This is a genomic window from Aeromonas sp. s8, from assembly GCF_040907785.1.
In the GTDB taxonomy this organism is placed as follows: domain Bacteria; phylum Pseudomonadota; class Gammaproteobacteria; order Enterobacterales; family Aeromonadaceae; genus Aeromonas; species Aeromonas veronii.
Genome location: NZ_JBFOCL010000024.1, coordinates 1 through 11073, shown reverse-complemented (window position 1 = coordinate 11073; position 11073 = coordinate 1). Strand labels below are relative to the sequence as shown.

Annotated in this window: 9 protein-coding genes; 5 read left to right on the top strand and 4 right to left on the bottom strand. The window is 61.0% G+C overall.

Annotated elements, in window-relative coordinates; translation table 11 throughout:
* Window positions 1–27: 27 nt before the first annotated feature.
* The 3 genes from AB5Y86_RS08075 to AB5Y86_RS08065 form a co-directional block, all read right to left on the bottom strand.
* Window positions 28–1275 carry a DEAD/DEAH box helicase gene (locus AB5Y86_RS08075; protein WP_368192549.1) on the bottom strand — a complete coding sequence of 416 codons (1248 nt, stop codon included), beginning with the start codon at window positions 1273–1275 and terminating at the stop codon, window positions 28–30.
* Between the two features lie 98 nt (window positions 1276–1373).
* On the bottom strand, window positions 1374–2843 hold the full coding sequence (locus AB5Y86_RS08070; protein ID WP_368192556.1) for a GGDEF domain-containing protein: 1470 nt from the start codon (window positions 2841–2843) through the stop codon (window positions 1374–1376).
* Window positions 2844–2999: 156 nt separating this feature from the next.
* The gene (locus tag AB5Y86_RS08065; protein ID WP_368192547.1) at window positions 3000–3464 is read right to left on the bottom strand and encodes a hypothetical protein; all 465 of its coding nucleotides are present in this window, start codon (window positions 3462–3464) and stop codon (window positions 3000–3002) included.
* A gap of 198 nt (window positions 3465–3662) precedes the next feature.
* Here AB5Y86_RS08065 and AB5Y86_RS08060 point away from each other — a divergent pair, with 198 nt between their 5' ends.
* A complete protein-coding gene (locus tag AB5Y86_RS08060) occupies window positions 3663–4571 on the top strand; it encodes an S-adenosyl-l-methionine hydroxide adenosyltransferase family protein (RefSeq protein WP_368192546.1) in 909 nt (302 codons plus the stop codon).
* Window positions 4572–4761: 190 nt separating this feature from the next.
* Window positions 4762–7800, top strand: a complete 3039-nt coding sequence (locus tag AB5Y86_RS08055) for a cytochrome c peroxidase (protein WP_368192545.1) — start codon at window positions 4762–4764, stop codon at window positions 7798–7800.
* A gap of 69 nt (window positions 7801–7869) precedes the next feature.
* Here AB5Y86_RS08055 and AB5Y86_RS08050 read toward each other — a convergent pair whose 3' ends face one another.
* On the bottom strand, window positions 7870–8430 hold the full coding sequence (locus AB5Y86_RS08050) for a carbonate dehydratase (RefSeq protein ID WP_005335471.1): 561 nt from the start codon (window positions 8428–8430) through the stop codon (window positions 7870–7872).
* A gap of 197 nt (window positions 8431–8627) precedes the next feature.
* Between AB5Y86_RS08050 and AB5Y86_RS08045 the strand changes: the two genes are divergently transcribed.
* The 3 genes from AB5Y86_RS08045 (at window position 8628) to AB5Y86_RS08035 (ending at window position 10663) form a co-directional block, all read left to right on the top strand.
* Window positions 8628–9269 carry a ribonuclease gene (locus AB5Y86_RS08045; RefSeq protein WP_040068400.1) on the top strand — a complete coding sequence of 214 codons (642 nt, stop codon included), beginning with the start codon at window positions 8628–8630 and terminating at the stop codon, window positions 9267–9269.
* A gap of 72 nt (window positions 9270–9341) precedes the next feature.
* The gene (locus AB5Y86_RS08040; RefSeq protein WP_204382640.1) at window positions 9342–9620 is read left to right on the top strand and encodes a helix-hairpin-helix domain-containing protein; all 279 of its coding nucleotides are present in this window, start codon (window positions 9342–9344) and stop codon (window positions 9618–9620) included.
* Window positions 9617–10663 carry a nitronate monooxygenase family protein gene (locus tag AB5Y86_RS08035; protein WP_204382641.1) on the top strand — a complete coding sequence of 349 codons (1047 nt, stop codon included), beginning with the start codon at window positions 9617–9619 and terminating at the stop codon, window positions 10661–10663. The genes AB5Y86_RS08040 and AB5Y86_RS08035 overlap by 4 nt, the downstream gene beginning before the upstream one ends.
* Window positions 10664–11073 lie beyond the last annotated feature (410 nt).

The window sequence follows — 11073 nt, the reverse complement described above, 5'->3', positions numbered from 1 at the left end:
GTTTTTTATTGGCGGCGCAGGGGAGGTTTAACGCTTGCCCTTGCCACCCTTGTTGCCAGCGAGGGCCTGCTTTCTGGCGCGCTGCTTCTGGGCCGCCTTGCTGTTGCGGCGTGGCTCGGGTTCGAAGCGGGTGAGATCCGGCTCAAAGCCCGGAAACCACTGCTGGGGCAAACGGGTGTCGAGTACCGCTTCCACCTTCTCCAGCAGCGGCGCATCTTCCGGGCTGAACAGGGTAATGGCGAGCCCCTTGTTGCCGGCGCGGCCGGTGCGCCCGATACGGTGGACGTAATCCTCCGCCACAAACGGGAACTCGAGGTTAATCACATAGTTGAGATCGCTGATATCGAGGCCGCGAGCCGCCACGTCGGTGGCGACCAGCGCCTGCAGGGTACCGGCGCGAAACTCCAGCAGCACTTTTTCACGCGCACTTTGCGACAGATCGCCGTGGAAGGCCAGCGCATTGATGCCCGCCTTGCCAAGCTGCTGGGCCAGTTTGTCGGCCCCCTGACGGGTGCGGCTGAAGATCAGCGCCGGTGCCCACCCTTTCACTTTCAGCATGTGTTCGACCAGCGCCAGCTTGCGATCACTGTCCACCGTGTAGACCCGCTGCTCTACCTCGGCTGCCGTGGTGTTGCGCGGCGCTACTTCAATCAACTCGGGGTCGCGCAGCAGCACCTTGCTCAAGGCAAACAGGTTGTCGTCGCAGGTGGCGGAGAAGAGCAGGGTCTGGCGATCCGCCGGGATCTGTTTTAGCAGCGCCTTGATCTCGTCCATAAAGCCCATATCGAGCATGCGATCCGCCTCGTCAAACACCAGATGGCGGAGGCTATCAAGGCTCAATGCCCCCTGACGCAGATGGTCGAGCAGGCGGCCCGGGGTGGCGATCAGGATATCAACGCCCTGTTTCAGAGCTTCCACCTGTGCAGCGATACTCACCCCGCCGTAGACCAGCGTGCTGGTGAGACCGGTGCCCTGCCCGTAGCGCGCCACGCTCTCGGCAACCTGCACCGCCAGCTCGCGGGTCGGCACCAGCACCAGCGCGCGGATCGGGCGGGGCTCTGCTTGTGGCTGTTGTAGCAGCTGCTCCAGCAGCGGCAGCACAAAGGCGGCGGTCTTACCGGTGCCGGTCTGGGCGCCTGCCATCAGATCCCGCCCTGCCAGAATGACGGGGATGGCGCGAGCCTGAATGGGGGTCGGTGCGGCATAGCCGAGCTCGCTCAGGGTCTGCTGCAGACGGGGGGAGAGGGCCAGTTCGGCAAAAGAGGCAATGGACATAGAGGGCACCAGTCGGGGTTATCGCGGCCTGCGGCCACGATGCAGTGAGTGATCGTGGCCGCGATGGTAACAGAAGCAGGGGGAGCGGCAGAAGGCGGCTATGCCTCTGCGTCGTCCGGCAACGGGCGGATCAGCCGGATCTTTTTGCCCTCGTAGCAGGCGATGTTGTGCTTGCCGTGCTGTTTGACGTGGTAGAGCAGCTCGTCGGCGAGATGCACCGCCTCGGTGACGGTGAGGTAGTCGCGAATGCGGATCACCCCGGCGGAGAAGGTGATGGGGGTGGGCAGCTCGGGGATACCCAATGGCCGATCCAGCAGGCGGCCAGCGGAGTGGATCATCATCTCGTCATCCTCCATCCCCTTGAACAGCACGATAAACTCCTCGCCGCCCCAACGGATGGCGCTGTCCACCTTGCGGATATTGCTTCTGAGATGGCGGGCAAAGGCGACTAGGGCCAGATCCCCGACGCTATGGCCATAGGTGTCGTTGATCGACTTGAAGTTGTCGATATCGAGGATCATCAGGTAGTCGTGCTCGTGGAGCAGACTCTGGCAGAGCACATCCCGGCGTGGCAGTCGGGTCAGGTGGTCGGTGTGCGCCAGGGTGCGCAGCCGCAGGTAGATCTGCTTCCAGGCCACCATGCCCAGCAACAGCACGATGAGATAGACCTTGAAGGCCGCACTTTGCAGGGCCAGCTTGACGAAATCGAACCAGCTGTAGGACCACTTCAGATAGAGATCATCCCCCGCCTTGGTGCGCATAAAGGGTTTGCTCAGGCAGAGATGCCTCGGGCGGCAGGGCTCGGCGGCTTCAAACGATATGTTGGTGCGGGTCGGGTTGATGGTGTCGAAGGGGTATAGCACATCGTTAAATGCTTCATCGACGGCGATATCGATACCGAGCAGTCCATATTTGTAACCGCCGCGCCCCGACTGATGGATGAGGGGGAAGTACATCACTATGGTGTTGCGCATGCTGAAGCTGTCGATCTCGATATCGGAGACAAAGGCTTCATCGGTGCTGCACAAGGGGCGGCCGGGGGCAAAGCTGGCGCAACCGAAGTAGTGATACCAGGCGGGCAGGGTCATCAGGTCCACCTTGATCGGCGCCAGTCTGGCAGGCAGCACATTGTTGTCGGCCACCATGCCGATCAGCCGGTAGTCATTCCAGATGGTGTAGATGTTGATCACCTCCGGGTAGGAGAGGGCATAGCGGAAGGTGTTGAGGAGATTGGCGGCCGGGTATTGCAGCGGAATATCGGCAAAGCGGTATTTGCTTTTGAGGTCATACCCGTAGAGATAGTCGCTGCCGACGCTATTTGGGGGCGGTGGCTGATCGAGCAGATGGTGTTGTGCCAGATAGCTGGTGATGTTCTCCACCTTGAGGATCTTGGCTCGCTGGTAGAAGACCTCGAACACGTTCTTCTGTCTGGCGGTGATGAGATCCATGTCGTGCTGGATAGTGAGATAGGTGTAGTAGAAGACAATGCCCAACCCGGTCAGGGCGAGCAGGGCCAATCCGGCCACTTTGACGATGAACTGGCGAGCAAACGCTGGTGGCCAGCGCAAGGCTGGGGGATTACCTGAAAATAAGGTCATAGGTGTCTGGGTGCAGTACCGATAGGGGCGCGGGCGCCATACGGGCAAAATATACGCGAAGGAAATCCCGACAGGATCCACCGACAAACCTTGCCAGAAGCTGAATCCTTCACCACTTATTTATCCCTACTCCACGATCAGCACGCTTTCGCTGTCCAGATGGTGCAGCCACTCTCTGACGATCAGCAGCACGGCGGCAAAGTGCTCGTCGCGGGGCAGCAAGCTGGCTGCGAGGGGATCCCCTTCCGCCATGGCGGCCAGCTGGCCAAAGGCTTGTTCCACCAGATCCCGGTCGAGCTGGTTGTCCCCCAGCACTTCGGCCAGCGACGGCTGGCTGCGCAGGGTCAGCTGCAAGCCGGGCGGGATCTGCGGGGCGATGCGCATCAGCTCATCTTCCACCACCATGATGGCCCGCTCCAGTTCGAGCGGGGTGGGTGGCGCATTGCGAAACGGTCCGGGCTGGATGGCGTGGGTGCCAAAGGCCAGCGGGTAGTGTGACGGGGCCGCATCTGGCTGGCTCAGCCAGAGCTGACTGCTCTGTTCACCAATCTCCAGCAGCAGGGTCATCATCTCCGGTACGGGTTGTGTCATGGTGCTGAGCTCCTGTGTTGCAAACGTTTTCCCATTCTGCCTTTGATACCCCCGCTGTCGCCGTTTGGCGAGCACAATTTCTGCGAGTCGTCCCTCACTTTGTTGCAAACCCCTTGCAAAAAAATCCATTAGTGGCAGTCTGGATGTCTAAATGGCTTTCGCCGTTTCGTTATCCTCAGATGATTCAGGAGTTCAGATATGGATATTCGCACCGCTCCCCGCGCCATCGCGCTCGCCCTCATGCTGGCAAGCGGCATCACCGCCGCCAACGAAGCGCTGGTGATCCAGACCGATTTCGGCCTCAAAGATGGCGCCGTGTCGGCCATGAAGGGCGTTGCCTTCGGGGTGGACCGCACTCTGCCGCTCTATGACCTGACCCACGAGATCCCGGCTTACAACATTTGGGAAGCCTCCTACCGCCTCTACCAAACCTTGCAGTACTGGCCCAAGGGCACTGTGTTCGTCAGCGTGGTGGATCCGGGTGTCGGCACCGATCGCAAGTCGGTGGTGCTCAAGACCAAGAGCGGCCACTACATCGTCAGTCCGGATAACGGCACCCTGACTCTGGTAGCCGAGCACTTCGGCATCGAGGCAGTGCGCCAGATCGATGAGAAGCTCAACCGCCTCAAGGGCTCCGAGAAGTCCTACACCTTCCATGGCCGCGATGTGTACGCCTATACCGGCGCGCGGCTCGCCTCCGGCGCCATCAGCTACGAGCAGGTCGGCCCGCTGCTGCCCGCCGAAGTGGTGAAGATCCCCTATCAGCCTGCGGTCGCCGAGAAAGATGGCACCCTCAAGGGCACCATCCCGATCCTCGATGTGCAGTACGGAAACGTCTGGACCAATATCGACGATGCCCTGCTGACCAAGGAGGGGATCAACAAGGGGGATAACGCCTGCATCAAGATCCGCGAAGGGGATGTGGTCAAATATGACGGCAAGGCCCCTTACGTCAGCAGCTTCGGCGATGTGCCGGAAGGTCAGCCGCTGGTCTACCTCAACAGCCTGCTGCAGGTGTCGGTGGCGCTGAACATGGACAGCTTCGCCGCCAAGCATCAGGTGCAATCCGGCGCCAACTGGCATATCAGCCTGAAGAAGTGCTCCTGAAGATTGTCGGGCTTTCGACAAGCGGGTTTGAAGCAAGAGAGGGCAGCCAAAGAGGCTGCCCTCTCTCATCGGGTGGTAAGGCGTGCTGATAAGAAGTTGTTGTCAAAAAGCATATTAATTGAATGCAATTGATAATGATTGGTATTTGGTTGGATAATCGCGCACTTGTCTGACCACCCAACCATACCGAATGAAAACCAGCCTCTTACTGCTCAGCCTGCTGGCTCTGACCGCATGCAATGACAATCACAGCAATACGTCTGTGGCACCCTCACCCGAGGTGACCCCGCCGGTCGTCAAGCCGACCGAGCCACCCATCACGCCGCCAACAGTGCCGCCGGAAACCCATACCCGGGTTCCTCTGACCATTGAGGTCAATGTGGCCGATCGGCTGGGGGCGGGAGCACAGCTTGAGGTGAGACAGGTCGCCACCGGGATCCGCGTGCAACAGGCCATCGAACCGGGCCAGCTTGCCCGCATCACCTTGCCTGAAGGTCTGCAACTGGATCAGCCGCTGGAGCTGCTTGGCAGCGACGAGGGCTATCTGCTGCGAGCGGTATCGGTGCGGGTGGCGGATCTCTCGGCCGGGATCACTCTGGCGCGCCGCAACAGCGTGCCGCGGTTGGGATTGAACGAGGAGGAGACGGCGCTCTTCCTGCTGGCGGATCAGAGCGGAGATGGTTCCCTCAGTCAGGCCGAGTGGGGCAGGACAGAGGAGATCCGCGTGCAGCAACAGGCGGCCATTGAGGATTACGCTGCCTTCCTGCTGGCCCAGCGCCAGCCGGGCGCTGTGCTCGACTATGCCGACAGTTGGCAGATGCTGCTGGCCCTGCGCGATGACAAGCAGGCGCGCAGCTGGTATCAGCGCAGCAACAGCGCCCAGATCCAGTCCGCCCGCACCCAGCTCTATCCCGCCAATCCGAGCCAGCCGGACGAGCCGGAGACGGCAGATCTGCTGCGCCTCGATGAGCAGGGGCTGCTAGTGGTGCGTGGCCCCTGGCAGTGCCTGCACGATGTGCGCACGGTCAGCGGGGTCAAGGGCAGCCAGTACTGGCTTTATGGCAGTGACACCAGTGCGTTGAAGATTGCCAGCCAGCCACAACTGGCTGCGGGGCTGACCGCTTGCGGCCGCAGCGATTGGCGCCTGCCGACCCTCACCGAGTTCGAACGGCTGCTGAGCAGTGACAAGTCGGCATGGCGCTATCCCAATACCTTTGCTGTTGGCCTGCCCGCCCAGACCTGGCTGCAGGATGGTGCGGGTCAACCCCGTCTCTATCAACTGGCGACCCGAACCTGGCTGGATGAGGGAGAGGGGAGTCTGCTCTGGTATGCGCTGGCACCCTATCCGGTGCGCCCCTCCGTGGTGCGCGATAGCAGCAAGCCGGACATGGCGGCCCTGCGCGCCCAATACAGCGGTTCATCGGCTCAATGGCCTGCCGCCAGGGTGGATGAAGGAGTGGAATGGCAGGAGCTGGGGCCGCTGCCGGCGGTTCCCTTCCCGGCCGACAACCCCTATAGCCGAGCCAAGGTGGTGCTGGGTCAGCAGCTCTTTTTCGACAAACAGCTCTCCAAGGGGCGGGATATCAGCTGTGCCAGTTGCCACGATCCGCAAAAGGGGTGGAGCGACGGCCTGAGTGTCTCGGTCGGTCATCTGGGCCAGAAGGGCAATCGCAATGCTCCTTCCATCCTCAACAGCGCCTTCAGCTCGACCCAGTTCTGGGACGGGCGGGTCGCCACGCTGGAGGAGCAGTCGCTTCACCCGATCCAGAATCCCATCGAAATGGCGCTGAGTCATGACGAACTGCTGGCCCGCTTGCAGGCCAGCCCCGACTATCAGGCTGCTTTTGCCACCGCCTTTGGCGATCAGGGGATCACGCTGGAGCGGATCGCCAAGGCGATCGCCACCTTCGAACGCACCATCATCAGCCGAGACAGCGATTTTGAGCGCTTCGTCAAAGGGGATAGTCAGGCACTCAGTGACAAGGCGCTGTGGGGGATGCACCTCTACCGCACCGATGGCCGCTGCATGAACTGCCACTCCGGCCCGCTGTTGAGTCAGTACGGGTTCGAGAGTGTGGGGCTCACCTATTACGGTCGTGGCAAGCTGGAAGATCGCGGGCGCTTCCTGCAGACACGCAACAAGGCAGATATCGGTCGCTTCAAGACCCCCAGCTTGCGGGACGTCGCCTTTACCGGCCCCTATATGCACAACGGCATCTTCCCGATCCTGGCCCAGCGTATCGGCAGCTCGGTGCAGGGGGTGGTGGCCATGTACAACTTTGGCGTGACCAAGTGGAGCAGCGGGGTCGGCTTCCCGACCGGTGCGGATCAATATGATCCCTTCTTCCCCAAAGCCTCCGATCACCTGCATGCCCTTGGCCTCAGCAATGACGAGCTGGATGCCATCGGCGAGTTTTTGCGCAGCGCATCGGCCGAGCCGCGCCGCACTCCGGCCACGGTTGCTGAGCTGGGGGTGAGTGAGGTGGATGACCCTACTCCGGTGGGAGCCGTGATCACCGGCTTGGCTGTGCTGCCTGCCCAGCCTCAGCTGGAAATGGGGCGGACGCTTCCTCTCCAACTGCAGTGGCAACTGAGCGATGGCTCTCTCGGCCCGCTCGATGGGCCTGTTGAGTGGCGCAGCGAACAGCCGGAGTTCGCCACCGTGAGTCCGCAGGGCGAGGTGCGCGGTGTGGCGGTCGGCACGGCACGACTGGTGGCGACCACGGCTCGTCACACGTTGACCGTGACGGTGCAGGTGGTGGATGCCCAGCCCGATTTTGCCCGGGGCTGTCGTCAACCCGAGCTGGTGGCGGGCAAGCTGGCCTTTGTCTGCCAGTTGACCAGGGACGAGGCGGAGCGTCTGTCCATCTCCTATGACGGTGTGAGCAGTGACAGTGATGGCGACTACAATCCCTTCCCGCTGGAGTATGTGACCATGGGTCAGGCGCGGGCGCGGGATTACTGCCAGCAGCTGGTGGCGCGCGGCCACGATGACTGGCGTCTGCCGACCCGGGCCGAGCTGGAGGTGCTGTTTGCCGCCTACAACAAGGATGGCGCGACGGATCAGTTGCTTCAGCAGCAGGGGTGGCCGCTCTACAACCGCTACTGGAGTAGCGATGCAACTGCCAATGACGATGGTGAGTTGCCGCTGCTCGACCTGAGCACCGGCGACCCGCTGTGGGATCTGGCGGATGAGGCTCATGCCGCCACCTGCGTCAGGGCAATCTAGCCTTCATAGATAGTCAGATGATAAACGGGCGCCTCGGCGCCCGTTTTGTTCTCTGGGAATACAGAGGGATCAGAACTCGTTGGAGAGCGCCTTGTACCCTTTGACCAGATCGATATTGGTGTGGGCCACGTCCTCGGAGAACTCGGCGGCATCTACCGAAACCCGCGGGATATGGGTCAGATCGCTCTGCTGGTTGATGCGGGTGGTGGAGGGGACGTAGAACTCCGGCGGCAGATCGCAGCCATCAATCACCGAGTTGTGACGCACCACGGCACCGTCACCGATATGGCAGTTGAACAGCACGCTGTTGAAGCCGATAAAGACCCGGTTTCCCACTTCGCACGGTCCGTGGACGATGGAGCGGTGGGCGATGGAGGTGTACTCGCCGATGGTGACGGCGGCGCCGGATTTGGAGTGGATCACCACGCCATCCTGGATATTGGAGTTGGCGCCGATGACGATGGGTTCCATATCTCCACTCTCATCCACTTCGTCGGCACGGATCACTGCATAGGGGCCGACAAAGACATTCTCTTTGATGATCACCTTGCCGCAGATGATGGCGGTCTTGTCGATATAGGCGGATTCGTCGATGACAGGCAGATGGCCGGAGGGATTCTTGCGGATCATGTTACATCCTGTGGTTGCTTGAAATGATGCGGTGGCGCACCCGGCGCCAGGATGCCAGCTTACGCCTCGTTATTATCCGGTGAAACCCCGAAGTGGTCTGACCCTTGTCGCAAGCCTTGGCGGGAGCACTGTTTCCGCGCGCTGGAATATGGGAGCATTGCAGCCATTCCCGAGTTGGTTGAAATGGACATATATAGATGAAGAAGATGATTGCCCTGTTGGCGGGTGGTTTGTTGCTCTCCTCGGCCGTGCAGGCCAAAGGGGAGGCGGGGGAGTTTGACTATTACGCCATGGCGCTCTCCTGGTCGCCCGAGCACTGCGCCGTCAAACCGGCGGATCGGGACCAGTGTTCCCGCAAGCTGGGCTTTGTGCTGCATGGTCTTTGGCCCCAGTACGATCGCGGTTACCCCAGCAACTGCACTCGCGAACGGCTCGATCCCGATATGGAGAGCGAGTTTGCCGACCTCTACCCCAGCCGTTTCCTCTATCGCCATGAGTGGGAGAAGCACGGTACCTGCTCCGGCTTGAGCCAGCAGGCCTTCCATCAGCTGGCGAGCGATTTGCGCCAGAAGGTGAAGATCCCGGCGGCTTATCAATCCCCGGAAGAGCCTCTGCGCAAAACCAGTTTCCAGCTCAAGGCCGATCTGGCGAGCGCCAACCAGTGGCTGGCTCCCGACAACATCACGGTGGCTTGCGCCGATGGTGGCCGCTTCCTGCGGGAGATCTATATCTGCGTCAATAAAGAGGGGACGGATGCGGTCACCTGTTCCGCCGAGATGCAAAAGCGCGAGCGCCGCTCCTGTGGTCAGCCGGATTTCCTGCTGCGCAGCGTGCGTTAAGCCTCCACTCTCTTCATCGGGCCCCTTGCGGGCCTGATGTGTAACCATAGCTATCGGAAAGGAGTCTGACAGATGGATGGCAACAACCGGTTTAGCCCACAAGAGCGGGCCCTGCTGCTCGGCGTGAAAGGGGTAGGGTCGACAGTTATCGGGCGGCTCGAACAGCTGGGCTATCATACCCTGGCCGGATTGGCCGAGGCCGACACCACCCATATCGTCCAGCTAGTGGCCAGCATGTTGGGCTCGACTTGCTGGCAGAACAGCCCGCAGGCCCGCAGTGCTATCGACGGTGCCATTGCGCTGGCCCGCGCACATCTGGTGGCGGACGCTGCAAAAGGGGTGAATGGATGAGCCTCTTTAGCGAACTGGGGATACGTTATCCCATTATTCAGGCGCCGATGGCCGGTGTGCAGGGTAGCGAGCTGGCGCTGGCCGTGACCCGTGCGGGCGGCTTGGGCTCCTTGCCTGCCGCCATGCTCACATCAGCGGAGCTGCGCAGCGAACTGGGGCGCCTTGCCCAAAGTGGCCTTGGGCCATTTAACATCAACTTCTTCTGCCATCGGCAACGGGAACCGGATCCCGTTGCACTGGCCCGCTGGCAGCAGCGCCTTGTTCCCTACTACGCCGAGTTCGGCATACTTCCCCCAACCGTTACGACGGCGCCAAGTCGTGCCCCTTTCAATGAGGAACATGCCGCCATGGTGGCTGAGTTCAGACCGGCGGTGGTCAGCTTTCACTTCGGCTTGCCCGCACCCGAGCTGCTTGCCCGGGTGAAGGCTGCGGGGGCCAAGGTATTTGCCAGTGCCACCACGGTGGCGGAGGCTATTTGGCTCGCTCAACACGGTGCCGACGCCATCATCGCTCAGGGATTGGAGGCGGGCGGCCATCGCGGTCATTTCCTCTCCGATGATCTCGTCTTGCAGCAGAGCACCTTGACCCTGCTGGCGCAGATCCTCGCGGTGACCGATCTGCCGGTGATTGCCGCTGGCGGTATCGTCGATGGCAAGGGGATCGCCAACGCGCTGACGCTGGGGGCGAGTGCCGTGCAGATGGGGACCTCCTTTCTCTGCTGCCATGAAGCGACCACCTCGGCGCTGCATCGAGCCGCCCTTCACTCACCCCAAGGCCTGCAGACGGCACTGACCAATCTGTTCAGTGGCCGCCCGGCGCGGGGTATCGTCAACCGTCTGATGCGTGAGCTGGGCCCGCTCTCGGATCTTGCCCCTCACTTCCCCTATGCCAGTGGCGCACTGGCACCGCTGCGTGCTGCCGCCGAGAAGGCGGGGGACAGTGGCTTCTCTCCGCTCTGGGCTGGCCAGAATGTATCGGGCTGTTGGGATCTTCCTGCCAGCGAGCTGATAGCATGCTGGGTCAAAGAGGCTGGATTGGGATAAGCGCTTCTATATATGCCTCATATGCCTCATACGCCTTCTTATATAGAAGATGTCGAGGGCGCTGCGCGTTAGGTGCGACAGTGCGGCAATGGTGGATGAGTGCCAGGCCAGTACCCTTGTAAGGCATTTATCCGGTGTAAAACGTCCTCACTTCACCCTTGGTTGTGGATAAGTCTGTATAAAGGCTGTGTGTTGATATGAATAACCAAGAAATTGCACTTTTTTGCAATTTTATTGCGGTAAAGCCTTGCCAATGTGAGCTGGATCTCTATAATGCGCCACATCGACAGGGCAAGCGGCAACGCAAACAACCTCGTCGATAACCTCGAAAAGCCTTTGAAAATAAGGCTTGACTCGAGAAGGCGGTTGAGTAGAATTCCACTCCCGCAGCAACACACTGTTGCGTCGCT

Coding starts and splice junctions, on each gene's coding strand:
- AB5Y86_RS08075 (WP_368192549.1), bottom strand. CDS start 1,275: ATGTCCATTGCCTCTTTTGCCGAACTGGCCCTCTCCCCCCGTCTGCAG.
- AB5Y86_RS08065 (WP_368192547.1), bottom strand. CDS start 3,464: ATGACACAACCCGTACCGGAGATGATGACCCTGCTGCTGGAGATTGGT.
- AB5Y86_RS08060 (WP_368192546.1), top strand. CDS start 3,663: ATGGATATTCGCACCGCTCCCCGCGCCATCGCGCTCGCCCTCATGCTG.
- AB5Y86_RS08055 (WP_368192545.1), top strand. CDS start 4,762: ATGAAAACCAGCCTCTTACTGCTCAGCCTGCTGGCTCTGACCGCATGC.
- AB5Y86_RS08050 (WP_005335471.1), bottom strand. CDS start 8,430: ATGATCCGCAAGAATCCCTCCGGCCATCTGCCTGTCATCGACGAATCC.
- AB5Y86_RS08045 (WP_040068400.1), top strand. CDS start 8,628: ATGAAGAAGATGATTGCCCTGTTGGCGGGTGGTTTGTTGCTCTCCTCG.
- AB5Y86_RS08040 (WP_204382640.1), top strand. CDS start 9,342: ATGGATGGCAACAACCGGTTTAGCCCACAAGAGCGGGCCCTGCTGCTC.
- AB5Y86_RS08035 (WP_204382641.1), top strand. CDS start 9,617: ATGAGCCTCTTTAGCGAACTGGGGATACGTTATCCCATTATTCAGGCG.